26 protein-coding genes are annotated in these 22,734 nt (G+C 62.8%); 17 read left to right on the top strand and 9 right to left on the bottom strand.

The features are described from left to right. Nucleotides 1-161: 161 nt before the first annotated feature. The 7 genes from AC0QUY_RS19470 to tsaA all read left to right on the top strand — a co-directional run bounded on the left by AC0QUY_RS19470 (nt 162) and on the right by tsaA (nt 4,990). Complete coding sequence (locus tag AC0QUY_RS19470; RefSeq protein WP_475387996.1) at nt 162-1,127, top strand: lytic transglycosylase domain-containing protein; 966 nt, start codon at nt 162-164, stop codon at nt 1,125-1,127. Between the two features lie 187 nt (nt 1,128-1,314). Continuing rightward, the gene (locus tag AC0QUY_RS19465; RefSeq protein ID WP_475387995.1) at nt 1,315-1,797 is read left to right on the top strand and encodes a hypothetical protein; all 483 of its coding nucleotides are present in this window, start codon (nt 1,315-1,317) and stop codon (nt 1,795-1,797) included. Then, a complete protein-coding gene (locus AC0QUY_RS19460; RefSeq protein ID WP_475387994.1) occupies nt 1,798-2,298 on the top strand; it encodes a protein-tyrosine phosphatase family protein in 501 nt (166 codons plus the stop codon). A gap of 81 nt (nt 2,299-2,379) precedes the next feature. Further along, nucleotides 2,380-3,123: an AzlC family ABC transporter permease gene (locus AC0QUY_RS19455; protein WP_475387993.1), complete on the top strand. Its 744-nt coding sequence runs from the start codon at nt 2,380-2,382 to the stop codon at nt 3,121-3,123. After that, the gene (locus AC0QUY_RS19450) at nt 3,120-3,464 is read left to right on the top strand and encodes an AzlD domain-containing protein (RefSeq protein ID WP_161855100.1); all 345 of its coding nucleotides are present in this window, start codon (nt 3,120-3,122) and stop codon (nt 3,462-3,464) included. The genes AC0QUY_RS19455 and AC0QUY_RS19450 overlap by 4 nt, the downstream gene beginning before the upstream one ends. Nucleotides 3,465-3,523: 59 nt before the next feature. Then, nucleotides 3,524-4,495 carry a Bug family tripartite tricarboxylate transporter substrate binding protein gene (locus AC0QUY_RS19445; RefSeq protein WP_161855099.1) on the top strand — a complete coding sequence of 324 codons (972 nt, stop codon included), beginning with the start codon at nt 3,524-3,526 and terminating at the stop codon, nt 4,493-4,495. Between the two features lie 3 nt (nt 4,496-4,498). After that, on the top strand, nt 4,499-4,990 hold the full coding sequence (gene tsaA, locus AC0QUY_RS19440; RefSeq protein WP_475387992.1) for a tRNA (N6-threonylcarbamoyladenosine(37)-N6)-methyltransferase TrmO: 492 nt from the start codon (nt 4,499-4,501) through the stop codon (nt 4,988-4,990). Nucleotides 4,991-5,243: 253 nt separating this feature from the next. Here the strand turns inward: tsaA and AC0QUY_RS19435 are convergent, their stop codons facing one another. The 4 genes from AC0QUY_RS19435 to AC0QUY_RS19420 all read right to left on the bottom strand — a co-directional run bounded on the left by AC0QUY_RS19435 (nt 5,244) and on the right by AC0QUY_RS19420 (nt 8,294). After that, nucleotides 5,244-5,666, bottom strand: coding sequence for an HIT domain-containing protein (locus tag AC0QUY_RS19435; RefSeq protein WP_475387991.1), 423 nt, complete (start codon nt 5,664-5,666; stop codon nt 5,244-5,246). Nucleotides 5,667-5,717: 51 nt separating this feature from the next. Then, nucleotides 5,718-6,956 carry a GNAT family N-acetyltransferase gene (locus AC0QUY_RS19430; RefSeq protein WP_475387990.1) on the bottom strand — a complete coding sequence of 413 codons (1,239 nt, stop codon included), beginning with the start codon at nt 6,954-6,956 and terminating at the stop codon, nt 5,718-5,720. A gap of 103 nt (nt 6,957-7,059) precedes the next feature. Further along, nucleotides 7,060-7,812, bottom strand: a complete 753-nt coding sequence (locus AC0QUY_RS19425; protein ID WP_475387989.1) for a glycerophosphodiester phosphodiesterase — start codon at nt 7,810-7,812, stop codon at nt 7,060-7,062. Nucleotides 7,813-7,826: 14 nt separating this feature from the next. Continuing rightward, on the bottom strand, nt 7,827-8,294 hold the full coding sequence (locus AC0QUY_RS19420; RefSeq protein ID WP_057845844.1) for a RidA family protein: 468 nt from the start codon (nt 8,292-8,294) through the stop codon (nt 7,827-7,829). A 252-nt stretch (nt 8,295-8,546) separates the two neighbouring features. Between AC0QUY_RS19420 and AC0QUY_RS19415 the strand changes: the two genes are divergently transcribed. The 7 genes from AC0QUY_RS19415 (at nt 8,547) to AC0QUY_RS19385 (ending at nt 15,732) form a co-directional block, all read left to right on the top strand. After that, nucleotides 8,547-9,407 (top strand): cell envelope integrity EipB family protein, encoded by an 861-nt coding sequence (locus AC0QUY_RS19415; RefSeq protein ID WP_475387988.1) that lies wholly within the window; start codon nt 8,547-8,549, stop codon nt 9,405-9,407. 472 nt (nt 9,408-9,879) lie between these two features. Next, entirely contained in the window at nt 9,880-10,965 is a 1,086-nt protein-coding gene (gene pdhA, locus AC0QUY_RS19410) for a pyruvate dehydrogenase (acetyl-transferring) E1 component subunit alpha (RefSeq protein ID WP_475388075.1), read from the top strand. Beyond that, complete coding sequence (locus AC0QUY_RS19405; protein WP_475387987.1) at nt 10,958-11,938, top strand: alpha-ketoacid dehydrogenase subunit beta; 981 nt, start codon at nt 10,958-10,960, stop codon at nt 11,936-11,938. Before pdhA ends, AC0QUY_RS19405 begins: the two co-directional genes overlap by 8 nt. Before the next feature lie 19 nt (nt 11,939-11,957). Beyond that, nucleotides 11,958-13,058, top strand: a complete 1,101-nt coding sequence (locus AC0QUY_RS19400) for a dihydrolipoamide acetyltransferase family protein (RefSeq protein WP_475387986.1) — start codon at nt 11,958-11,960, stop codon at nt 13,056-13,058. Between the two features lie 85 nt (nt 13,059-13,143). After that, a complete protein-coding gene (locus AC0QUY_RS19395) occupies nt 13,144-14,547 on the top strand; it encodes an NfeD family protein (RefSeq protein ID WP_475387985.1) in 1,404 nt (467 codons plus the stop codon). Then, nucleotides 14,547-15,311, top strand: coding sequence for a slipin family protein (locus tag AC0QUY_RS19390; protein ID WP_161855089.1), 765 nt, complete (start codon nt 14,547-14,549; stop codon nt 15,309-15,311). Before AC0QUY_RS19395 ends, AC0QUY_RS19390 begins: the two co-directional genes overlap by 1 nt. A gap of 127 nt (nt 15,312-15,438) precedes the next feature. After that, a complete protein-coding gene (locus tag AC0QUY_RS19385; protein ID WP_475387984.1) occupies nt 15,439-15,732 on the top strand; it encodes a GYD domain-containing protein in 294 nt (97 codons plus the stop codon). 10 nt (nt 15,733-15,742) lie between these two features. Here the strand turns inward: AC0QUY_RS19385 and AC0QUY_RS19380 are convergent, their stop codons facing one another. Beyond that, entirely contained in the window at nt 15,743-16,093 is a 351-nt protein-coding gene (locus tag AC0QUY_RS19380; RefSeq protein ID WP_475387983.1) for a hypothetical protein, read from the bottom strand. A 196-nt stretch (nt 16,094-16,289) separates the two neighbouring features. Between AC0QUY_RS19380 and AC0QUY_RS19375 the strand changes: the two genes are divergently transcribed. Continuing rightward, nucleotides 16,290-16,691, top strand: a complete 402-nt coding sequence (locus AC0QUY_RS19375) for a RidA family protein (protein WP_161855086.1) — start codon at nt 16,290-16,292, stop codon at nt 16,689-16,691. Between the two features lie 170 nt (nt 16,692-16,861). Here AC0QUY_RS19375 and AC0QUY_RS19370 read toward each other — a convergent pair whose 3' ends face one another. Both AC0QUY_RS19370 and AC0QUY_RS19365 read right to left on the bottom strand, forming a co-directional pair. After that, nucleotides 16,862-18,166 carry a DNA polymerase IV gene (locus tag AC0QUY_RS19370; protein WP_161855085.1) on the bottom strand — a complete coding sequence of 435 codons (1,305 nt, stop codon included), beginning with the start codon at nt 18,164-18,166 and terminating at the stop codon, nt 16,862-16,864. Then, the gene (locus AC0QUY_RS19365) at nt 18,163-18,462 is read right to left on the bottom strand and encodes a DUF3572 domain-containing protein (protein ID WP_161855084.1); all 300 of its coding nucleotides are present in this window, start codon (nt 18,460-18,462) and stop codon (nt 18,163-18,165) included. Before AC0QUY_RS19365 ends, AC0QUY_RS19370 begins: the two co-directional genes overlap by 4 nt. 230 nt (nt 18,463-18,692) lie before the next feature. Between AC0QUY_RS19365 and AC0QUY_RS19360 the strand changes: the two genes are divergently transcribed. Beyond that, nucleotides 18,693-19,058, top strand: a complete 366-nt coding sequence (locus AC0QUY_RS19360; protein ID WP_027538546.1) for a response regulator — start codon at nt 18,693-18,695, stop codon at nt 19,056-19,058. A 12-nt stretch (nt 19,059-19,070) separates the two neighbouring features. Then, nucleotides 19,071-20,444, top strand: coding sequence for a PleD family two-component system response regulator (locus tag AC0QUY_RS19355; RefSeq protein WP_161855083.1), 1,374 nt, complete (start codon nt 19,071-19,073; stop codon nt 20,442-20,444). Nucleotides 20,445-20,637: 193 nt separating this feature from the next. Here the strand turns inward: AC0QUY_RS19355 and AC0QUY_RS19350 are convergent, their stop codons facing one another. Both AC0QUY_RS19350 and AC0QUY_RS19345 read right to left on the bottom strand, forming a co-directional pair. Continuing rightward, on the bottom strand, nt 20,638-21,864 hold the full coding sequence (locus AC0QUY_RS19350) for a serine hydrolase domain-containing protein (RefSeq protein ID WP_475387982.1): 1,227 nt from the start codon (nt 21,862-21,864) through the stop codon (nt 20,638-20,640). Between the two features lie 136 nt (nt 21,865-22,000). Next, nucleotides 22,001-22,618, bottom strand: a complete 618-nt coding sequence (locus AC0QUY_RS19345) for a TetR/AcrR family transcriptional regulator (protein WP_475387981.1) — start codon at nt 22,616-22,618, stop codon at nt 22,001-22,003. Nucleotides 22,619-22,734 lie beyond the last annotated feature (116 nt).

The following is a 22,734-nucleotide window of genomic DNA, read 5'->3' as shown; positions in this document are numbered from 1 at the left end:
GGCGTTAACGTAAATTAACGTCGGTTCCGAAGGCAGCGAATTCGGAGCAATTGCAGTGCAAAAAGACCGTGAACGGCGTTGGAATGGTGGATCCAGCTGCAAGCCATGATCGTTTGACGTAACGTTTTCCCGCAAATGCGCTTCCCGGATTGCGAACTGCCATGCCAAGAGGTCGGTTTCTTCGCGCCCTATGGTGCACGGTGTCGCTTACGGTGTCGCTCCTGGCCTCGTTTGCGAGCGCCATCGCCGAAGATGCGGGTGAGGCCACCCGGTCGAGCGCCGCCGCGATCCGGAAGACGGATGCGCCGGCGCGCGAAAATGAGGCGCGAGAGGCAATGTGCCTGATGATCGAGTCGGCGGCGCGGGAGTCGAACCTGCCATTGGAATTTTTCGCGCGCGTGATCTGGCAGGAGAGCCGCTTTCAGCCGGGCGCGGTAGGGCCGGTGACGCGCAGCGGCGAGCGCGCGCAGGGCATTGCGCAATTCATGCCGGGCACCGCGAACGAGCGCGGCCTGCTCGATCCCTTCAACCCGGTGCAGGCGCTGCCGAAGTCGGCGGAGTTCCTCGCCGAGCTGCGCGAGCAGTTCGGCAATCTGGGGCTCGCGGCCGCCGCCTACAATGCCGGTCCGCGCCGGGTGCAGGAGTGGCTTGCCGGCACCGGGCCGATGCCGCAGGAGACGCGCAACTACGTGCTCGCCATCACCGGCTCCACGGTGGAGGATTGGGCGAAGGCGGGAAAGGGCGGCAAGCAGCCCGAACGAATCCCCGCATCGAGCTGCCGCGAATTGATGGCGCTCCTGAAGCAGGCGCCCAATCCCTTCATCGCCGGGCTGGAGGAGCGCGTGAAGCTTGCCGCCGCGAAGCAATGGGGCGTGCAGCTCGCCGCCGGCTTTTCCCGCGACAAGGCGCTCGCGATGTATGGGCGCGCGGTCTCACGCCTTTCGAGCGTGATCGGCAATCGCGACCCCTCTATCCTGACCTCGCGCCTGCGCAGCCGCGGCCCGGCGACGTTCTACCAGGTGCGCTTCGGCGCGGACACACGCGGCGAGGCCGACGGCCTCTGCAACAGCATCCGCAAGGCAGGCGGGGCCTGCTTCGTACTGCGCAACAGGGGCGTGCCGGGCTGAGAGGATTATCGTAGCCCGGATGAGCGAAGCGATATCCGGGAATGCAATCACGGATTGTCCTTTGCCAATCAGGGGCTGCTTGCCTACGCTCTCCAGGATTCGTCGCGATCAAACTGACGGCATAACCGTGAATCAGCCTGGATTTGTAGAGTGCATCGCTCATTGGGTTCTATGTGCAGGGAGCTTCGTGCTGTGGCTTCTGCTGGATTCCGATTGGCAGAATGCACTCATGTGGGCCGTCAAGGCCCCGAGCCCTCGCTACTGGATTGATGGCACCGTCAGATGGGACAAGGTCGCTCTGTGCCTCGCCTGGAGCTTCTCGGTATTCCTGCTCCATGTCTGCCGCTACGGTATGGCTGCACGCGCGATCATAGCGTTGTTGGCAAGCGTTCTTCTTGTGCAAGGCGTCGATGCTGTCTTGAAGATCAATATGGCCGATATTCCCTACATGTATCTGGTTGTGAAATATGTTCTTCTCGCAATCATCTGGCTCGTCGCCCCGCTGCTCATAGCAGCGGTTTTGGCCGAGAATTGCCTCCGCGATCACGCTGGGCGCCTGTGCGATGATGGTATGGGTCGGGCTGTTCGATGTGATCTATCCCGGGATTGGCTGGCGCTGAGGCGCCGCTCAACAGCGCTAAGATATTTGTCGGATAAGCCGAGGCCTTGAATGTCAGGATTGCATTGGATCGAGATGCCAGGGCGGCTCGCCATCATGGCCCGTCCTCGTGCCGAAGATTGGTTGGAGGTGGACGTTACCGAATGGAGGACCTCCGGTGTCGATTTAGTCGTAAGCCTTCTCGAACGGGAAGAGGTCTCCGAACTTGGGTTGCAGCGCGAGGCTGAGCTTTGCAGGGCGTGCGGGATTGAGTTCATCTCTTTTCCGATTCCGGATCGCGGCGTGCCTGAAATCCGGCAAGCGTCAGAGATTGCCCGTTCTATAGCTGACGGTATCGCCAGCGGCCGTTCGATTGCGGTTCACTGTCGGGCAGGGATCGGCCGATCGTCCATGATCGCCGCATGTGCCATGATTTGTTCGGGCATCGAGGCCAGTGAAGCGCTTACATTGATTAGAGCAGCTCGTGGCGTGATCGTCCCGGACACCGAGGAGCAGCGTGACTGGATTATTGCATTTGGCAACGCCCGAGCAGCGCAGCCGCCGATTGCATAGCCGCCCTGAGCTGCACTTGGTTGACGCAGGCTGCTTTCGTCAGCCCTATGCGCGCAACGACTCAAATTCTCATCCGGTCCCGTGGCGCTACCTCAACTCGACTCTCCCAGTTGGAAAAGCCCGCTCCGCGCGTTCGCATGGGGCATGAGTTCGGTCGCGTCCACCGTGCTCACGCTGGTGCTGTTTGCGACCTATCTCGGCATCGGCGCGCTCGCACATGACAGCGGTTTCAGCCTGGGCTGGGTGCTCGGCAGCACGCTGCTGGTCTGGGCAGGCCCGGCACAGATCATCCTGATCTCGACGCTGGGCTCCGGCGCGACCGCGGTGCAGGCGGCGATTGCGGTCACCGTCAGCGCCATCAGGCTGTTTCCGATGGTGGTGTCGGTCTTGCCGCTGATGAAAACGCCGCGGACAAAACGCCGTCACCTCGTACTGGCGACGCATTTCATCGCCGTCACCCTGTGGGTCGAATGCTACCGGCTGTTGCCGAAAGTGCCGCGCGAGCGTCGCATTGCGTTCACGCATGGGCTCGGCTGTGGCCTCGTCACCGTTTGCATGATCGCGACCACGCTCGGCTATGGCCTGGCTGCCAAGCTGCCGCCGCTGTTCGGCGCGGCGATCCTGCTGCTGACGCCGCTTGCGTTCTTGCTGTCGACTGCGCGCAATTGCCGGCAGATATCCGACGTGCTCGCGCTGCTGCTCGGGCTCGCGCTGTTCCCGCTGGTATCGATGCTTCAAACTGGCGTCGATATTCTGATCAGCGGCATCACGGCCGGCACCATTGCCTACGGTGTTCACTGGTGGTGGGAGAGGGAGCGCGCATGAGCGAGTTCTTCGGCAGTCCGAACGCGCTGTTGATCCTGGTGCTCGCCGGTTTCCTGCCCAACGAGATCTGGCGGATGGCGGGGCTATGGTTCGGGGCCGGCGTCGACGAGAGCTCCGAAATTCTGGTGTGGGTAAGGGCGGTGGCGACCGCCATCCTCGCCGGCGTCATCGCGCAAATCCTGGTGCAGCCGCCGGGCGTGCTGGCTGATGTCCCGGACTGGCTGCGCTACGGCGCGGTCGCCGCCGGCTTTGCCGTGTTCATGCTGACGCGGCGCTCGATCTTTGCCGGCGTGGTCTCTGGCGAGATCGTCCTCGTGGCTGGGAAATGGTGGCTCGGTTGATTGCGGGCAGCCGATAATCGGGTACTGTCCGGCATATAAGAAACGCCGAGGAAACGAAAATGAACTGGTTGAAATTGTCGGCGCTGGCCTGCAGCCTCGTCTGCACCGCGCTGCCGGCGCATGCGGCGGAATACCCGGTGCGCCCGATCAAGCTGATCGTGCCCTATGCCGCGGGCGGCCCGACCGATGTGCTGGGACGCATGGTCGGCGAATATCTGGCCCGCGACCTCAAGCAGGCGGTGGTGGTCGAGAACAAGGCCGGCGCGCAGGGCGCGATCGGCGCCGAGGCGGCGGCGCGCTCCGAGCCCGACGGCTACACGCTGTTTTTCACGGCGGCATCGATCTTCGTGCTCAATCCGTTGCTCTACAAGAAGCTGCCTTACGACCCCGTGAAGGATTTCCGGATGCTGGCGTTGATCACAGACCTGCCTGTCGTCATGGAGGTTCATCCGTCCGTACCCGCCAAGACGGTCGCGGAGTTCGTGGCCTACGCCAAGCAGAACCCGGGAAAACTCAATTTCGGCTCGGCCGGCACCGGCGGCACCATTCATCTGGCCGGCGAGATGTTCAAGCAGATGGCCGGTATCGACATGGTTCATGTGGCTTACAAAGGCGCAGGACCTGCGCTGACTGACCTGCTGTCGGGTAATATCCAGGTGATGTTCGATACGCTCGGCACCGCGCTGCCGCCGGTCAAGGGTGGGCTGCTGCGGCCGCTTGCGGTCAGCTCGGCGCAACGCATTCCCGACCTGCCCGATGTGCCGACCGTGGCGGAGAGCGGCTATCCCGATTACGTCGTCGGCGTCTGGTTCGGCATCGCCGGGCCGTCGAAACTGCCTGACGATATCGCGCAAAAGCTCACGGCCAGTCTGCACAAGGCTCTGGGCGATGATACATTCCGCGCATCGCTCGAGAAGGTCGGGTATTTGCCGCTGCGACCCAAAAGCCAGGCCGAGATCGATAAATTCGTCGCGACCGATCGCGCGCGGTGGGCAGGTGTGATAAAGGCGCTCAACATCTCACTGGACTAGGCGATGGCTCAGAAGACTGAAATCCGCGAGGGCGAACTCACCGTCGACATGCCGTCGGCCCGCGATGCCGGCCTCGTCTTCATCGGCCGCATCCGCACGCCCTGGAAGTCGCGGCTGGACACGCCACGGCAGGGCCGTCACGACGGCCCGGTCTGCCGTCTCGAGATTTTCGAGCCCTGGGTGCCCGCGATCAAGGGCGTCGAATTCTATGAGAATCTCGAAGTGATCTATTGGCTGCACCAGTCGCGCCGCGATCTGGTGCTGCAGAGCCCGAAAAACAACCAGAAGACCCGCGGCACGTTTTCGCTGCGCTCGCCGGTGCGGCCCAATCCGATCGGCACCTCGATCGTGAAGTTCGTTGGCGTCGAGGGCAACACGATCCTGGTGCGCGGCCTCGACTGTCTCGATGAGACGCCGCTGCTGGATGTCAAGCCCGACCGCTGCGAGTTCTCGCCCCTGGCGGCGCAGAAGAGCGGGGATGTGGAGGGAGAATAGGTCTCTCCCGTCATTGCGAGGAGTTCGCGAGAAAATTGCAAAGCAATTTTGCGCTGAAGCGACGAAGCAATCCATTCCTCGGCTTGCGGGCCAATGGATTGCTTCCGCCTTCACCAAGGCTCCGGCGGACAAGTCGCTTCGCGTGCAATGATGGCGTCCGTAGCCCGGATGGACGAAGCGAAATCCGGGGCGGGGTGTTACAACCGTCGCATAATTCCCCGGATTGCGCTTCGCTTCATCCGGGCTACGAAGTTTATCCCAGCGCCGCCATCAGCTTGGTCGCATTGTCCTCCAGCACCTTCACATCTTCCTTGCGGCTGGCGGGCGGCAATAGCGCCACGCCGTCATGGCGCGGCATCACGTGCATGTGCAGATGGAATACGACTTGCCCGCCGGCGGGCTCGTTGAATTGCTGCACGGTGATGCCGTCGGCCTGGAACGCTTTCATCGCGGCGGCGGCGATCTTGTGGGCGGCGCGCGCGACGTGGGCGTAGTCGTCGGGGGTGATGTCGAGAATGTTGCGGGCAGGGGCTTTTGGGATCACCAGCGTATGGCCCGGCGACCTCGGCATGATGTCGAGGAAGGCCAGCACGTGGTCGTCCTCGTAGACCTTGTGGCAGGGAAACTCGCCGCGCAGGATTTTTGCGAAGGGGTTGTTGGCGTCATAGGCGGGCATGGCTGCTTCCCTCAAGTTTGGTCTTCAATCTCATATCGGCCGCAGGCGCGGTCAAGCCTCGTCGGCGGCCTTGCGGAACGGGCCGGCTTCCGTCAGCTCGCGGCCGACCTCGGCCACATAGGCGCGCTCGCGCTTCAGATAGTCCGCGATCGCGCGGCGCAAATCGGGATCGGCGATGAAGTGCGCGGAGTAGGTGGTTTGCGGCAGGTAACCGCGGGCCAGCTTATGCTCGCCCTGCGCGCCGGCTTCGACGATTTTCAGGCCGCGCTCGATCGCAAAATCGATCGCCTGATAGTAGCAGACTTCGAAATGCAGGAACGGGTGGTGCTCGATCGCGCCCCAGTTGCGGCCGAACAGCGTATCGGAGCCGACGAAATTGATCGCGCCTGCGATCCAGCGGCCGTTGCGTTTGGCCATCACCAGCATCACGTCGCGGCTCATGCTCTCGCCGATCAGCGAGAAGAATTTTCGGGTGAGATAGGGGCGGCCCCATTTGCGCGAGCCGGTCTCCATGTAGAACGCGAAGAATGCATCCCACGCATTCTCGGTGATGTCGGCACCGGTCAGGCGGTGGATCGTGATCCCCGCGGCCACCGCTTCGCGCCGCTCGCGCTTGATCGACTTGCGGTGGCGTGAGTTCAGCGAATTCAGGAAATCGTCGAAGGTGCCGTAGCCTTCATTGTGCCAGTGAAATTGCTGGTCGTTCCGCTGCAGGAATCCGTGCGCGCCCAGCAATTTTGCTTCCGCCTCGCGGGCAAAGGTCACGTGTACAGAGGAGGCGCCGGTGGCGTTGCACAGCGCCATCAGTCCGCGTGCCAGCGCTGAGCCGATCAGCTCGCGGTCGACGCCATCACGGATCAATAGCCGCGGGCCGGTTGCGGGCGTGAACGGCACCGAGACCTGCAGTTTCGGGTAATAACGTCCGCCCGCACGTTCATAAGCATCGGCCCAGCCGCGGTCGAAGACATATTCGCCTTGCGAGTGATTTTTCAGATAGCAGGGCACGATGCCGACGATCTCGCCGTCGAGCCGCGCCAGTAGATGGCGCGGACCCCAGCCTGTGCGGGCGCAGGCCGAGCCCGAGGCTTCGGCCGCCGCAAAAAATGCATGGGAAACGAAGGGGTTATAGGCTGACTTTGAAATGGCGCAGGAGCCGCTGCGCGGGGCCAGCGTGTCGAGATTTTCAAGGCCATTCGGATCGCCGGCCGGATTGGCGCAGGCGTCCCATTCCGCAGCCTTGATGTCGCTGACGGAGGGAACGGCTTCGAAGGTGATTTCGGATGATGCCATCTAGAAAATCGGACCGGTCCCATGATGCGATCAGCCATCGCCCATGGTGACCACCCCAAAGATCGTGCATTGCAACGACGACTTCAAGGCCGCATGGCGCGGATCAGGTTCCCGGGTAAAACCCTTCAAAAATCATCTGATCGGCGTAACGCGCGGCCCGTTGGCGCTGCTCGGGCGTGCGCACGGTCCAGGCGAGCAGGGGCAGGCGGAAGATGTTGCGGGCGATCCACGGGGCCGCTGCGGGCAGTTCGTTGACCCAATAGGCGACGAAATCGGGGCGGCTCCAAAACGCGTGGCGCAGATGCGTCATGCCGCGACGCTGTTCCACTGATGCTTCCGGCCACTCTTCGGCGGTATATTCGCGTTCGGCAACGATGCCGCGGGCGCGGCCGGGGATCAGTTCGCGCAGCGCCACCACCTGATCCGGATCGAAGGACATGCCAACCGCGGGGCCGTCATACGAGGCCAGTACCTCGGCCATTCGCTTCACCAGCCGGCGGTCGCCGTCGAAATGGCTTTTCACCTCGATCACCAGCGGCACGCGGCCGGCGACGAGCGAGCAGAGATCGCCGAGCGTCATCATCCGCTCCGGCGTATTCTTGAACTTCACCGCCTTGAGTTCGGCCGCGGTCTTGCCCCGCAACGCGCCGGAACCCTCGGTGAGGCGGCCAAGCGCGTTATCATGATGCACCATCGCTTCGCCATCGGACGAAAGCTGGATGTCGCATTCGATGGAAAAATTGCCGTCGACGGCGGCCTGCGCGGCCGCCGGCATGTTTTCGACGATGCCGCGCGCAATATCATGCAGGCCGCGATGAGCGACCGGCCGCGCCGTCAGCCAGTCCGGGGCACGCACGGGGAGCGCTCTGCTCAGGACACTTCGAAGATAGCGTCGACCTCGACGGCGGCATCCGATGGCAGCGACGCGACGCCGACGGTGGTGCGGGCGTGCCGGCCCTTGTCGCCGAAAGCCGTGACCATCAGGTCGGAGGCACCGTTGAGCACCTTGGGCCCGTCGAGGAAATCAGGCGCGGAATTGATGAAGCCGCCGAGCCGGACGACGCGGACCACCTTGTCGAGATCGCCGAGCGCAGCCTTGACCTGGGCCAGCAAATTGACGCCACAGCCCTGCGCTGCGGCATAGCCCTGTTCGATGGTGACGCCGGCCCCGAGCTTGCCCTTGGCAATCAGCTTGCCTTCCGCATTGGCGCAGACCTGGCCGGAGACAAACAGCAGATTGCCGCTACGCACGAAGCCGACATAGTTCGCCATGGGGGTGCGGGGCTCGTTCAGGACGATCCCCTGTGCCGCCAGCTTCTGTTCGACCGTACCCGCCATGTTTTTGTGTCCCCGCTTGATGTGACCGCGCCTGACTTCTATCAGGCGCGCATTGTTTCGCGCATCGCGCTTTGTCTTGCAAGCGACGGCGGAGCCGCGTCCCGCGCCGCGATCGAGCCGATCCTGTCCGAAACCGCCGAAAAACAGGGGCTTCGGCATCGAATTCTTACGTTTTCGTAACCCCGCCCTAGTTGCGACGCAATGGAGCCATCACTAATGTAACCGAATCTCCCATCGAGGAAAAAACTGGATATGGCTAGCTCGATTCCGGTTCGTGCGTTGGTGTTCTCGGCTGCAGCGACCCTGGTCTGCGGCTTCGCAAACGGACCGGCGCTGGCGGGCGCCAGCGGGCCGTTTCTTTCCCATCAGGCGCTGTATGAATTGAAGCTGGTCAAGTCGCGCGGAACCAATGCGATATCGGGCGCGCGCGGGCGCATCCTGTACAATTTCTCGGGCAGCGCCTGCGAGGGCTACACCTCCGAATTCCGCCAGGTGTCGGAACTCGACAGCGGTGAGGGCAAGCTGACGCTGAGCGATCTGCGGTCGCATTCCTGGGAGGATGGCGCCGGCAAGAGCTATCGCTTCAAGATCGATAGCCGGATGAACGATGCCAATTCCGCTCCGATCGATGGTATGGCGGAGCGGGTCGGCGACCGCATCACGGTCAAGTTGAAGCAGCCTGTTGCGAAGACGTTCGAGCTCGATGGCAAGGTGGTGTTTCCGACCGAGCAGATTCAGCACATCATCGCTGCCGCCCGCGCGGGCAAATCGGTACTGGAGCTGATGGTCTATGACGGCTCGGACAATGGCGAGAAGGTCTACAATACGCTGTCGGTGATCGGGCAGCCGATCCCGGGCACCCGCAGCATCGCGACGCCCGATCCCGCGACTGCCAACGACCAGATGAAGGCGCTGACCCGCTGGCCGGTGACCGTCAGCTATTACGACCGTGACGCCAAGGCCAAGGAAGGCGAGCAGACGCCGGTTTACGCGATGTCGTTCGAGCTGTTCGAAAACGGCGTCTCCCGCGCGCTGGTGCTCGACTACAATGACTTCGTGATTGCGGGTGCGATGGGCCGGTTCGACGTCAGGGATTCCAAGCCGTGCAAGTGACGGTCAAGTGACGGCACCGTCGCGCCGGTCCGCAGCCGGAGACTGCGCGCGGGTATCACAATCGTTGCTTGATTTCATCCGTGCGTGAAGTCGCCGGGCTTCAATCCGAGCGCTTTGACGGCTGGCTCCGGAAGCGGCCCTAAGGCTTCGACCCTTTCGTTCGGAGCCATCATTGCTGCGATAATCGCTTCGGCCTTTGCCGGATCCTGTTCAGCCACATAGTAGACCGAGCGAACGGGCGCACCGCCTCCCAACGGTTCAGTTGTTACGAGGACAACCTGACCATTTGCCATGCCTTGATATAGCACTGGCACGGTGCCGTTTCCACGATGGTGAGGGCCCCTGCGAGCCCGCGGTGCAGCAACGGCCATGCGGGATGGGCGTACCCATCTTGTATTGTTCAGGCGCAGCACCAATTACGAATGGTGGGATGCAGAATCGCTCTGGGAGCGAGGACGTGGCCAGCAAGAAAATGGCAGACGGAGGGCTTCCGGTCGTCGCGCGCTTTGAGGTGCGCCACCGCAACTACCTCGCGCCAGACGGCTCGATTAACCGGCCGCTCCCTGCATTCGCCTCCGATGCCGACCTCCTCACCGCGCTCTATCGAGCGATGATGCTGCTGCGCAACTTTGACCGAAAGGCTGTCGCATTGCAGCGCACCGGCCGGCTCGGGACCTACGCCGTTTCGCTAGGGCAGGAGGCGGTGTCGGTCGGGATAGCCAGCGCGATGCGCGCAGAGGACGTCCTGTTGCCCTCCTATCGCGACAATGGCGCGCTGATCTGGCGTGGGGTCAAGCTGGAGGAAATTCTTCTGTTCTGGGGAGGGGACGAGCGGGGCAATCACTTCTCCGGACCGGTCGAGGATTTCCCGTTCTGCGTTCCCGTGGGATCGCAGGCGCCGCATGCCGCAGGCGTTGCCTATGCCTTCAAGCTGCGCAAGCAGCCGCGCGTCGCCGTATGCATGTTCGGTGATGGCGCCACCTCGAAGGGGGATGTCTACGAGGCGATGAATTTTGCCGGGGTGCACAAATTGCCGGTCGTGTTCGTCGCCACCAACAATCAATGGGCTATCTCCGTCCCGTTACGGCTACAGACCGGCTGCGAAACATTGGCGCAGAAAGCCGTCGCCGCCGGCTTCATCGGCGAGCAGGTGGACGGCAGCGATGTTGTGGCGATGCGCGCCGCGGCCGAAGACGCCATCGCCGCCGCCCGTGACGGCCAGGGCCCGCGCTTCATCGAGGCGGTCACCTACCGGCTCGGCGATCATACGACCTCCGATGACGCGTTACGCTATCGTTCGGCCGAGGAAGTCCAGGCGCGCTGGAAGGAAGAGCCGATTGCGCGCCTGAGAAGCTACCTCGTCGGTCAAAAGATGTGGAGCAAGGCGCAGGAAGAACAGCTTGCCGCGGAGTGCCATGACCGCGTCGAGGCGGCGGTCGAGCGCTACCTGGCAACGGAGCCACGCCGGCCTGAATCCATGTTCGAGCATCTCTATGCCGATCTGCCCCGGGTCTATGCCGCGCAGCGCCGCAAACTCGCGGGAGAGGGCGATGCCTGAAATGACGTTGGTCGAAGCCGTCAATCTGGCGCTCGCCCGCGCGATGGAGGATGATCCTGATGTCGTCGTGCTTGGCGAAGATGTCGGCATCAATGGCGGCGTCTTCCGCGCGACCGTCGGGCTGCAAACGCGTTTCGGCTCCGAGCGCGTCCTCGATACGCCGCTTGCCGAACTCCTGATCAGCGGACTCTGCGTCGGCATGGCGGCGCAGGGCTTGAAACCCGTAGGCGAGATCCAGTTCATGGGATTTCTGTATCCCTGCATCGATCAACTGGTGAACCACGCCTCCCGAATCCGCAACCGCACGCAGGGGCGGCTTACCTGTCCAATGGTTCTGCGCACGCCGCATGGCGCCGGCATTCGCGCGCCCGAACATCATTCCGAAAGCACCGAGGCGATGCTCGCCCATATCCCCGGCTTACGCGTTGTCATTCCCTCGTCGCCGGAACGCGCGTACGGGCTGCTGCTTGCCGCGATCCGAGATCCCGATCCGGTGGTGTTTCTGGAGCCGACGCGCATCTACCGCGCGGCGAAAGGCGAGGTGGAAGACAACGGCGAAGCCTTGCCGCTGGATGTCGCCTTTGTCCTGCGCCAGGGCCGCGACGTCACGCTGATCAGCTGGGGCGCGATGCTGAAGGAAACCATGGCGGCGGCCGACGCGCTGGCTGCCGAGGGTGTCGCCGCCGAAGTGATCGATCTCGCCACGCTCAAACCCTACGATGAAGCGACGGTGCTCGGCTCGGTCGCAAAAACCGGGCGTTGCGTCATCGTGCACGAGGCGACGCGCACCGGCGGATTCGGAGCCGAGATCGCCGCACTGATCGCCGAGCGCGGCCTGACATCGCTGCTCGCGCCCGTGGCCCGCGTCACCGGCTACGACGCGATCATTCCGATGGCGCGGCTCGAGCAGCATATGATGCCATCGGTCGATCGTATCGTCACGGCCGCGCGCCAGGTATGTCAGTTCAGTTGATTGCCAGCGGACTTGTCCCATGCGCCAGTTCGTATTGCCGGATCTGGGAGAGGGTCTCGAAGAGGCGGAGATCGTGAACTGGTATGTCAACGAAGGCGATCACGTCGTCACCGATCAGCCGCTGGTTTCCGTCGAGACTGACAAGGCCGTCGTCGAGGTGCCGTCGCCGTCGAGCGGACGCATCCTACATTTGTTCGGCGCCAAGGGCGATGTGGTGAAGGTCGGCGCGCCGCTTGTCGAGTTCGCCGAAGGTCCCGAGCAGGACAGCGGAACCATTGTCGGCGAACTCGGCCCCAGTGAGTCACCGGCTGCAGCAGCAACAGTTTCCAGACGAACGGCCGGAGAGAAGGCACAAGTTTTTCCGGCGGTACGTGCGCTTGCACGCAAGCTCGACGTCGATCTCGATCTCGTCGAAGCCACAGGACCCGACGGCACCGTCACGCGTGCGGATGTGGAACGGGCGGCCAAGAGTTTGTCCCAAAGCGGACCTGCCGAACTCCTGCGCGGCTTGCGGCGTGCGATGGCTCAACGCATGACGGCGGCTCATGCCGAAATCGTCCCCGCGGGTGTCACCGATGAGGCCGATATCGACGATTGGCCAACCGGTGAGGACGTGACAATCCGACTGGTGCGAGCGATCGCTGTTGCCTGCAAGGCCGAGCCTGCGCTCAATTGCTGGTACAATTCCGGCGCGGGTGAACGGCGTCTGATCGACCGCATCGATCTCGGCATCGCCGTCGATACCGGGGGCGGGCTTATCGTTCCCGTGTTGCGCAATGTTGCAGAACGGGACGTGTCGGACCTGCGAACCGGGCTTGACCGGATGCGGGCTGACGCCGTCGCACGCGCGATACCTCCGGGAGAACTGCGCGGAGCGACGATTACGCTGTCGAATTTCGGAATGATCGGAGGCCGTTTCGCCAGCCTGATCGTCGTACCGCCACAAGTGGCGATCATCGGCGCCGGCCGGATTACCCAGGGGGTGGTCGCGTATCGGGGCCAGCCGGCGGTGAGGCGCGTGCTGCCATTGTCGCTCACCTTTGACCATCGCGTGGTGACGGGTGGTGAAGCCGCTCGCTTCCTGGTGGCACTCAAAGCAGATCTTGAGCAGATCTCGTGAAGACTGCCGTGCGCGGGGCCCCGTATGGGTATATTGAGATGCGACGAGGAGACCCCCATATCGTTTCGATAAGGGAGTCCTTGCTGTGCAGAACGTACAGGCGACTCTTGTTGCGGCCGCTGCAGCCGCTGCCCTTTTGGTCTCTCCCCTTGCCGCCCCGGCGGGGGAGAACAGCGGCAAGCTTGCGCTGACCGTCTCGGTCGACGGAGCGATCGGGCCGGCGACGGCCCGTTACGTGAAGGACGCGCTGACCAAGGCAAGCGAACGACGTGCCGAGGTTGTCATTCTCCGCATGAATACGCCGGGCGGTCTCTCGACCAGCATGCGCGAGATCATCGCAGACGTGCTGGCGTCGCGCGTGCCCGTCGTCGGTTACGTTGCGCCCTCCGGAGCCCATGCGGCCAGCGCCGGAACCTATATCCTCTACGCCACGCATATCGCGGCCATGGCGCCGGGCACCAATCTCGGAGCGGCGACGCCGGTGCAGATTGGCGGCCCGCTTCCGGGCCTGCCGGACGCTACCCCCGACAAGGGCGACAAGGACAAGAAGGACGGCAGCGACCAGAAGCCGAAGACAAAGGATGCCATGACGGCGAAGGCGACCAACGACGCCGTCGCCTTGATCCGCAGTCTCGCCGAGTTGCGCGGCCGCAATGCCGATTGGGCGGAAAAGGCGGTGCGGGAGGCCGAAAGCCTTTCCGCGAATTCCGCCTTGCAGGCGAAAGTCATCGATCTCGTCGCACGCGACCAGGCCGAACTGCTCAGGCAAATCGATGGTCGTGCGGTCGAGATTGCGGGCGGCGATACGCGGCATCTGGCGACAAGCGAAGCCGCGCGTGAAGCGCTCGACCCTGGGTGGATCTTGCGATTTCTGAGGGTGATCACCGATCCCAACATCGCCTTCATTCTCATGCTGGTCGGCATCTACGGCCTGATTTTCGAGCTTTCCTCGCCCGGCGCGGTCGCGCCCGGCGTGATCGGCACGATCTGTCTGCTGCTGGGCCTCTATGCACTCAATATGCTGCCCATCAACTATGCGGGCCTCGGCCTGATCCTGCTGGGGATCACGCTCCTGGTCATCGAAGTCTTCAATCCGACCGTGGTTATCGGTCTCGGCGGGGTTATCGCATTCGTGCTCGGAGCGGTGATGCTGTTCGAGATCGAGGAGCCAGGATTCCGGCTGTCATGGCCGGTGATCGGCATCGCGGCGGCGATCTTCATCGGCCTGATTCTGGTCGTCCTCGGCTCGCTTCAACGGGCCCGAAAAGGGCCCGTACGTCTCGGCGCGCAAGCCATGCGCGGGTTATCAGCCGAAATCCTCGACTGGTCCGAGCGCGAGGGCCACGTCTTTACCCAGGGTGAACGCTGGCAGGCGCGCGGCACTGAAGCCTTCAAGCCCGGTGAGGTGGTCGAGGTGGCCAACGTCGTGGATTTGACGCTCGTGGTACGGCGCCGGCCGGTGCTGACCGCCCGCGAAGGAGGTACGTGATGATGCTTGATTATTTGACTTATGCGACGCTCGCGGTGCTCGTGGTGCTGTTTCTGTCTTCGGCCATTCGCATCCTGCGAGAATACGAGCGAGGCGTCGTGTTCACGCTCGGCCGCTTCACCGGAGTGAAAGGTCCGGGATTCATCATCCTGATTCCGGTCGTGCAGCAGATGGTGAAGGTCGATCTCCGGGTAATGGTGCAGGTCGTACCGCCCCAGGATGTGATTTCGCGCGACAACGTTTCCGTCAAGGTCAATGCCGTTCTCTACTTCCGCATCATCGATCCCGAGCGCGCCATCATCAAGGTCGGCGATTACATGTCCGCGACCAGCCAGCTCGCGCAGACCACGCTGCGCTCGGTGCTCGGCAAGCACGAACTGGACGAGATGCTTGCCGAACGGGACCGGCTTAATGCCGACGTCCAGGAAATTCTCGACCAGCAGACCGACGTCTGGGGCATCAAGGTCACTACCGTCGAGATCAAGGATATCGATCTCAATGAAACCATGGTGCGCGCGATTGCCAAGCAGGCCGAGGCAGAACGGCTGCGGCGTGCCAAAGTGATCAATGCAATGGGCGAGCAGCAAGCCGCCGAGAAGCTCGTCGAGGCCGGCCGTACGCTGGCGCGGGAGCCGCAGGCGATGCAGTTGCGCTATTTCGCGGCGCTGCACGACATTGCCGGCGAGCGATCCTCGACCGTGGTGTTTCCGCTGCCGATGGACTTGCTCGGCCATATGACGGGAGGGCGGAGGGAAGCGACGTGACTGAGGTCGTTGCCGGCAACAAGCCACTCGCATGCCGCCGACCGAAGCAGAGGGAGTGCTGATCGATCGATGCCGCCGACATTCAGCTGGAAGGTTCGGCTGCATCCGACAACCAGGGAGAGCCACGATGGTAACTTATGTCGTGCTTGGCAGTTTCACCGACCAGGGAATCCGCAATGCCAAGGAGTCGCCGAAGCGGGCCGAGGCTTTCAGGAAGACGGCCGAGACCTTCGGAGTGACCGTAAAGGAGCTGTTCTGGACGCAGGGGCGGTATGATGTTGTGACAATCCTCGATGCGCCGGACGAATTTTCCGCCATGTCGCTCAGCTTGAGTCTTGGCGCCCTGGGCAATGTTCGCACCGAATCGTTGCGAGCCTTCTCCGCGGCGGACATGACGAAGGTTGTCGAGAAGATGCTCTGACAGCCACTCGTCAAGGACGATTTGGCGCCTGCTGCTCGATGTCCCGAACCGGGGCCTGTCCCGAGAACGGTACCTCGTGCTCGTACGCCTCCGGCTCGAACTGTTCCTTGAAGATGCCTCGCAGCAACCGCCAGAGTTCACGGTGGCCGGCCGTTTGACCGCCTTGCGTCAGATACGCCGCGATATCCATGACGTCGGTTCGATAATCCGCAGCCCCACGGATCCGCGAATCCAGGTAGGTCCACTCGTGCTCGATGTACAAGCGCTTGGTGTCGGTGTCGAAGACCAGGTTCCAGAAATCCAGTTCCGTGACTTCGGGGCCTTTGACCTGCCGATGCAACTCCCGTTTCAAAAACGCCATCTTTCGCTCCTTTTGCGTCGGATCGTGAAACGCATCCGGACCCATGGGCCCCCTGCAAATTGGAGACTTGATAGAAATCTGATCATTCCTTGCCGGTTCAAGACCGCATGGTTGAGTATTTTCCTTGAGGGATGGTCGAGAGCGTCGGACCCGGATACGCTTCGGCCCAATCAGGCACGTCAGGGAGGCGCAGACAATGAGCAAGCTCGAACAACTCCGGCCAAGCGGTCTTCACCACAACCCGGCTTACTCCCACGTCGTCGTCGCGTCAGGCGCGCGCACGATCTATATCGCGGGACAGGTGTCCACCGACGAGGAGGGGCGGGTGGTCGGCGAGGGGGATCTCGCCGCGCAGACGACACAGGTGATGCACAATATCGGGCTGGCACTGAAATCCGCCGGTGCGGGTTATTCCGATATCGTGAAGATCACCACCTTCGTCGTGGGCTACAAGCCGGAGCTCCGTCCGATCATCGGCAAGGCGCGCTCGGCCTTCTTTGAAGGCATGGAGCCGCCGGCGAGCACGCTCGTCGGTGTCACGGCGCTTGCGGCCCCGGAATGGCTGATCGAGATTGAGGCCGTGGCCGTCGTCGATTGAGGTCTCTCCTTCGTCATTGCGAGCCAACGGGTCGCGCGAATGCGCGCCCGATGACAGGCTCCGCGAAGCAATCCATGGCGCGGCATAACGGCCAGATGGATTGCTTCATCGCTTTGCTCCCTTGCGCAAACGCTTCGCGTTTGTCGCAGGCAATGACGGGGTGAGAGCGGTTACTCCTCCTCATCCTCTTCCTTCACCGGCCCCTTGTAGGCGATGCCCCGGATCACCGCGGCATTGCCGAACTTCTTGCGCAAATCATCCATCGCGCGCTCGGCATGGGCGGAGCGGCGGTCGAGCATGTCGCTGTCGTCGCCGCGCGATCCCTCGCGCAGCGCGCTGACGCCGGTGCCCATCAGGCGGAAGGCGGTGCCGTCGATCTCCCTCGCCAGCATCTCGCGTGACACCGCAAAAATCTTCGCGGCGAGCTGGGTCGGCGCCTGGATCGATTGCGAGCGGGTCCGCTGGCGGAAATCGGCGGTTTTCAGCTTCAGCGTGATAGTGCAGCCGGCCAGATTGCTGTTCTTCAGCCGCGACGACACTTTCTCCGACAGCCGCCACAACAGCCGTTCCAGCGTGGCGAAATCGCGGATGTCGTTCTCGAACGTGGTTTCGCTCGATATCGTCTTGGCGCCGCGGTCGGGCACCACGCTGCGATCGTCGATGCCACGCGCCAGCCGCCACAGCCGGCGGCCTTCGCCGCCGAACTGCTTCATCAGCTCGACCTCGTCGGCACGCTGCAGGTCTGCGATGGTGCGAAAACCCCGCTGCAGCAGCTTTTCCTGGGTTGCCGGGCCGACGCCATATATGAAGCCGACCGGCTTGTCCGCCAGCATCTCGCGGGCCTCGACCTGGTCGAGGGCGGCAAAGCCGCGGGGCTTGTCGAGATCGGAGGCGATCTTGGCCAAAAACTTGTTGCAGGACAGGCCGACGGACACCGTGATGCCGATGTCGCGCTCGACGTCGCGGGCAAAGCGCGCCAGTACTTTTGCCGGAATCATGCCGTGGACGCGCTGGGTGCCGGCAAGGTCCAAAAACGCCTCGTCGATCGACAGCGGTTCCACCAGCGGCGTCAGCGTCTGCATGGCGTGGCGCACCTCGCGGCCAACGCGGACATATTTCGCCATGTCCGGCGGAATCACGGCAGCCTGCGGGCAGAGCTCAAGCGCCTTGAACATCGGCATGGCCGAGCGCACGCCGTAGGTTCGCGAGACGTAGCAGGCAGCCGAGACCACGCCGCGCTTGCCGCCGCCGATGATCACGGGCCTGTCGGCAAGCTCCGGATTGTCGCGCTTCTCGACGGTTGCATAGAACGCGTCGCAATCGATATGGGCCAGCGTCAGCGAGGGCAGGGCATGGTGGCGAACGAGGCGCGGGGAACCGCATTCGCCGCACCGCCTCACCTTGATATCGAGGTCGCCGAGGCAGTCCCGGCAAAAGGCGCGCGGACCGTCAAACGAGGCCGCTGGTGCGCTCACGGCACGTCGCGCTCCCAGTGCGGGTCCCCCAGCACCTGACGGGCGGCGGCGATGTTGGTCGGATGCAGTTGCGAGGCGCTCGCAAATGCCTGCACGGTGGCGTCATCCCGCATCACAAAATCCAAAACCGATGCTAGAAATTGCGGGTCGGCCGCGGCGGTGCGCAGCGTCTCCGGACCGATACCGGTTTCGGCCAGGAACAGGCCCAGCCGCTCGGGATCGCCGGCAATGAAACTCAGCGCCTGAACTGCAACGATTTCAGCCACTTCGCGGGGGTTGTGAACAGGCTTTTTCAACAGACGATTTGCCTTTCCGTTAACTTATAGGCTCTACTTTGGAACCATCATGCCCGAGTCTGCGGAGTGCGTTCAACATTTGCAAACCGCTTCGTAAAACTTGGCGCATCGATTTAACGGCTTAGAGCGAAATCTGGCGCTAGTTTGAATTCACTTTTCGACAAGGGGCGGCTGCGGTGCGGGGCGTGTCGAAAAGCCGGACGTGTTTCCTGGGATGAGGGAGGGACGGGATGGCGAAAACCGTCCTGATCGTGGAGGACAACGAGCTCAACATGAAGCTCTTTCGCGATCTGTTGGAAGCGCATGGCTATCAGACTTCCGGTACCAGCAACGGTTTCGAGGCACTCGATCTCGTTCGCAAGCTGCGTCCTGATCTGATCCTGATGGACATCCAGCTTCCGCAAGTATCCGGCCTCGAAGTGACCCGCTGGATCAAGGACGATCCGGAGCTGCGCGCGATTCCGGTGGTTGCCGTTACCGCCTTTGCGATGAAAGGCGACGAAGAGCGCATCCGCGAGGGCGGCTGCGAGGCGTATCTGTCCAAACCTATTTCCGTCGGCAAGTTTATCGAAACCGTGCGGCGTTTTATCGGGTAGGAGTGAGTTTCGATGTCTGCACGTATTCTTGTCGTCGATGACGTTCCGGCAAACGTCAAGCTCCTGGAAGCCCGCCTGTCGGCCGAATATTTCGACGTGCTGACCGCCTCGAACGGCGCCGAGGCACTCGACATCTGCTCCCGCTCGGAATGCGACATCATCCTGCTCGACGTCATGATGCCTGACATGGACGGGTTCGAAGTCTGCCGCCGCCTGAAGTCCAATCCGGCCACACACTTCATTCCCGTCGTGATCGTCACAGCGCTGGACAGCCCGTCTGATCGCGTGCGCGGGCTGGAAGCCGGCGCCGACGATTTTCTCACCAAGCCGGTGTCCGACGTCGTTTTGATCGCGCGCGTTCGCTCGCTGACGCGGCTGAAGATGATGACCGATGAGCTGCGCATGCGCGCCATCACCTCGCTCGAGATCGGCATGGAAGCGCCCGAGCGCAGCGCGATCGCCGACAAGGGCGTTGGTGGGCGGATCCTGCTGGTCGACGACCGGCCGTCATCCTACGAGCGGCTGGCACCGATCCTTTCCGCCGAGCACACGGTTGACGTCGAGATCAACCCGGCGGAGGCGTTGTTTCATGCCGCCGAGGGCAATTATGACTTGCTGATCGTTTCGCTCAGCCTGGAAAATTACGACGGCCTGCGGCTGTGCAGCCAGGCGCGCTCGCTGGAGCGCACCCGCCAGTTGCCGATCCTCGCCATCTCGGACGCCGACAACAATGCGCGGCTGTTGCGCGGGCTCGAAATCGGCGTCAACGACTATCTGCTCCGTCCCGTCGACAAGAACGAACTGCTGGCGCGGGCGCGCACCCAGATCCGCAAGCGGCGTTACACCGACCATCTGCGCGACAACGTGCAGAACTCGATTGAGATGGCGATCACCGACGCACTGACCGGCCTGAACAACCGCCGCTACATGGAAAGCCATCTCTCGACGCTCGTCGAGCAGGCCTCGAGCCGCGGCAAGCCGCTAGCGCTGATGATCCTCGACATCGACTACTTCAAATCGATCAACGACACCTACGGCCACGATGCCGGCGACGACGTGCTGCGGGAATTCGCGGTGCGTATCCGCAAGTCGATCCGCGGCATCGATCTCGCCTGCCGCTACGGCGGCGAGGAGTTCGTGATCGTGATGCCGGAAACCGACCTCAATGTCGCCGGCATGGTTGCCGAGCGCCTGCGCCGCTCGATCGCCGGCGAAACCTTTGCCGTCAACAAGGGCACCAAGCGGATCGACGTCACCATCTCGATCGGCCTCGCCACGCTGGACCACAAGGACGAACCGGTCGCCGACGTGCTCAAGCGCGCCGACATGGCGCTGTATCGGGCGAAGAACGACGGCCGGAACAGGGTGGTTTCGACGGCGGCGTAAGTTGTCGTCGCGCAATTGCGTTGATCTTGCTAGATCGTCGTGCCCCGCCTTGTGCGCAATTGCGCACTGGGGCGGGGCATCCAGTACGCCGCGGCCTCTCGACTCAATCTTCAACGTCTCTGGAATACTGGGTCACCCGCTTTCGCGGGTGACGACAGCCTTTGTGCGGATGCTTAAGCCTTTGTGCGGATGCTTACGCGGAGACGCGCATTCCTTCGGCGCCTTGCTTCACCGCCTCATACGCCAGCCGCTTGAACTCGAACGAGAACGGATGCACGAACGCCATCTGGCGCTGCGCCATCATGACGCCCGCGATGTTATACCTCGGCGAGATCCACCATTGGGTGCCGGCGACGCCGCCCCAATAGAGCTCACCCGCCGCGTCGGGATGATCGAACGGCGTCGGCTTCACGATCAAGCCGCCGGCCAGGGTATAGGCCTTGCCGGGCTGCTCTCCCATCGTGGCAAAGCGGATCCACTGGCCCTCGGGCAACTGGTTGGTCATCATCTGCGCAATCGTTTCCGGCTTGAGCAGCGTCGGCCCGCCGGGCAGCAGACTTCGGATCAGCGCCACCATGTCATGCAGCGTCGAAACCAGGCCGCCACCGCCGCTGAGCCGCGCGATCGGGCGCAGATAAGCGCCTGGGAAAGGCGAGTTGTCGGTTCGGGTCAACCCCGGCTTCATCGGCTCCATCAGGTCTGCACCGGCGTAATAGGCGACCAGCCGGCCCTGATCCTTTTCCGGCACGACGAAGCCGGTATCGACCATGCCGAGCGGATCGAGAATCCGCAGCTTGATGAACTTGTCAAAACTCTGGCCGCTGATGACTTCGACCAGCCGCCCCAGCACGTCGGTGGCAAGCGAATATTCCCACGAGGTGCCCGGCTGATAGATCAGCGGCAGGCCGGCCAGCACGTCCACCATGTCGGCCAGCGTCGTCATGGGATTGTGGACGCCGCGCTCGTTCAGCACCTTGTAGATGGCGGTGCCGGGATCGAAAAAGCCGTAGCTCAGGCCGGAGCTGTGGCTGAGCAACTGACGGATGGTGATCGAGCTCCTCGCGGGCTCGGTATCGTCAAGCGAGGCGGCGCCGGGTCGCAACACCCTGCGATTTCCGAGCTGCGGAATAAATTTCTCGATTGCGTCGTCGAGCCCAAGTTTGCCTTCCTCGAACAGCAGCAGCACCGCGCAGGAGGTGATCAGCTTGGTGTTGGAGAAGACGCGGAAGATGTGGTCGGTGCGCAGCGGCGTCTGCGCCTCCTTGTCGGCCCAGCCGACGCAATTCACATCGATGAGGTCGCGCCCGCTCATGACCGCCCAGGAAATGCCCGACAGCAGGTTGTTGTCGATATAGCGTTGCATGGCCGTGCGTGCCGGTTTGAAGTCGTAGCCGCTGGCGGTCACTTTCAGGTCTTCCATTTTCGCTCCCTCTATCGCCGCTTGCTTGTGGCCAAGGTAACTACCACATCGGCCTATTGCAAAGCCACGGCGCATGGGTACTGCGCCCGTGCGCAATTGCGCACTAGGCAGGGACGACGATGTGGAGGTAGTCGCCTCAAGCTGGTGAGGAGGTCCGGGGCTTCTTCGATGCCTGTTTTGCCGCTGTACTGGTTTTGCCCACCTTCACGCCCGCATTCCGTAGCAACACCGTCACCGCTTCCTTCGCCGCGCGTGCCATCGCGGGGTCGTTGCGGACGAGATCTTGCGCGATCGAGCCGTCGACGAGCAGTGCGAGTTGCGTCGCCAGGGCTTCTGCATCCGCGACACCGAGTTGCAGCAGCAAGTCGCGAAACCAGAGGCGGCGGCTTTCCTTGAACGCGACTGCCACCTTTCGAACCGACCGGTCTTCGCCGAGTTCGGCTACCGCATTGACGAACGGACAGCCGCGAAAATCCTTGGCCGAAAAGCGCCGCTCCAGCGAATCGAAGGTGCCGAGAATCTGCTCGACCGGCGACTTGTTGGATGGCCGCGGCGGCACGAAACGTCGCGCCAGATAGGCCGAGATCAACGCGTCTTTTGACGGAAAATGATTGTAGAGCGTGCGCTTGCTGATGCCGATTTCGGCGGCGATGGTGTCGACGCCAACCGCGCGAATCCCCTGCAGATAGAACAGCCTGTCTGCGGTTTCGAGGATCCGGTCCTTCATATCGGGTTTGGCGGGCAGGGGTGCCATGCGAATGCGCGATAGCCGTTAGCTTGACAGCAGAGCCCCCTTATAGCCTAGTTACACAGGTCTGTGTACCTATTTCAGATATCAATTGCAGGACGCGGCGTTCGAATCGCGGGCCT

The organism is Bradyrhizobium sp. WYCCWR15520 (genome assembly GCF_056174665.1).
Note: the sequence above shows the minus strand (reverse complement) of the source record. Positions and strands in the feature narration are given on the sequence as shown.

What these genes read in the sequence shown, in the direction of transcription:
- AC0QUY_RS19380 (WP_475387983.1), bottom strand. Translation starts at nt 16,093, where the DNA reads ATGGCGTTTTTGAAACGGGAGTTGCATCGGCAGGTCAAAGGCCCCGAA.
- pdhA (WP_475388075.1), top strand. Translation starts at nt 9,880, where the DNA reads ATGGCAGACGGAGGGCTTCCGGTCGTCGCGCGCTTTGAGGTGCGCCAC.
- AC0QUY_RS19460 (WP_475387994.1), top strand. Translation starts at nt 1,798, where the DNA reads ATGTCAGGATTGCATTGGATCGAGATGCCAGGGCGGCTCGCCATCATG.
- AC0QUY_RS19385 (WP_475387984.1), top strand. Translation starts at nt 15,439, where the DNA reads ATGGTAACTTATGTCGTGCTTGGCAGTTTCACCGACCAGGGAATCCGC.
- AC0QUY_RS19390 (WP_161855089.1), top strand. Translation starts at nt 14,547, where the DNA reads ATGATGCTTGATTATTTGACTTATGCGACGCTCGCGGTGCTCGTGGTG.
- AC0QUY_RS19415 (WP_475387988.1), top strand. Translation starts at nt 8,547, where the DNA reads ATGGCTAGCTCGATTCCGGTTCGTGCGTTGGTGTTCTCGGCTGCAGCG.
- AC0QUY_RS19350 (WP_475387982.1), bottom strand. Translation starts at nt 21,864, where the DNA reads ATGGAAGACCTGAAAGTGACCGCCAGCGGCTACGACTTCAAACCGGCA.
- AC0QUY_RS19420 (WP_057845844.1), bottom strand. Translation starts at nt 8,294, where the DNA reads ATGGCGGGTACGGTCGAACAGAAGCTGGCGGCACAGGGGATCGTCCTG.
- tsaA (WP_475387992.1), top strand. Translation starts at nt 4,499, where the DNA reads ATGGCTCAGAAGACTGAAATCCGCGAGGGCGAACTCACCGTCGACATG.
- AC0QUY_RS19445 (WP_161855099.1), top strand. Translation starts at nt 3,524, where the DNA reads ATGAACTGGTTGAAATTGTCGGCGCTGGCCTGCAGCCTCGTCTGCACC.
- AC0QUY_RS19355 (WP_161855083.1), top strand. Translation starts at nt 19,071, where the DNA reads ATGTCTGCACGTATTCTTGTCGTCGATGACGTTCCGGCAAACGTCAAG.
- AC0QUY_RS19345 (WP_475387981.1), bottom strand. Translation starts at nt 22,618, where the DNA reads ATGGCACCCCTGCCCGCCAAACCCGATATGAAGGACCGGATCCTCGAA.
- AC0QUY_RS19470 (WP_475387996.1), top strand. Translation starts at nt 162, where the DNA reads ATGCCAAGAGGTCGGTTTCTTCGCGCCCTATGGTGCACGGTGTCGCTT.
- AC0QUY_RS19405 (WP_475387987.1), top strand. Translation starts at nt 10,958, where the DNA reads ATGCCTGAAATGACGTTGGTCGAAGCCGTCAATCTGGCGCTCGCCCGC.
- AC0QUY_RS19400 (WP_475387986.1), top strand. Translation starts at nt 11,958, where the DNA reads ATGCGCCAGTTCGTATTGCCGGATCTGGGAGAGGGTCTCGAAGAGGCG.
- AC0QUY_RS19360 (WP_027538546.1), top strand. Translation starts at nt 18,693, where the DNA reads ATGGCGAAAACCGTCCTGATCGTGGAGGACAACGAGCTCAACATGAAG.
- AC0QUY_RS19375 (WP_161855086.1), top strand. Translation starts at nt 16,290, where the DNA reads ATGAGCAAGCTCGAACAACTCCGGCCAAGCGGTCTTCACCACAACCCG.
- AC0QUY_RS19450 (WP_161855100.1), top strand. Translation starts at nt 3,120, where the DNA reads ATGAGCGAGTTCTTCGGCAGTCCGAACGCGCTGTTGATCCTGGTGCTC.
- AC0QUY_RS19435 (WP_475387991.1), bottom strand. Translation starts at nt 5,666, where the DNA reads ATGCCCGCCTATGACGCCAACAACCCCTTCGCAAAAATCCTGCGCGGC.
- AC0QUY_RS19430 (WP_475387990.1), bottom strand. Translation starts at nt 6,956, where the DNA reads ATGGCATCATCCGAAATCACCTTCGAAGCCGTTCCCTCCGTCAGCGAC.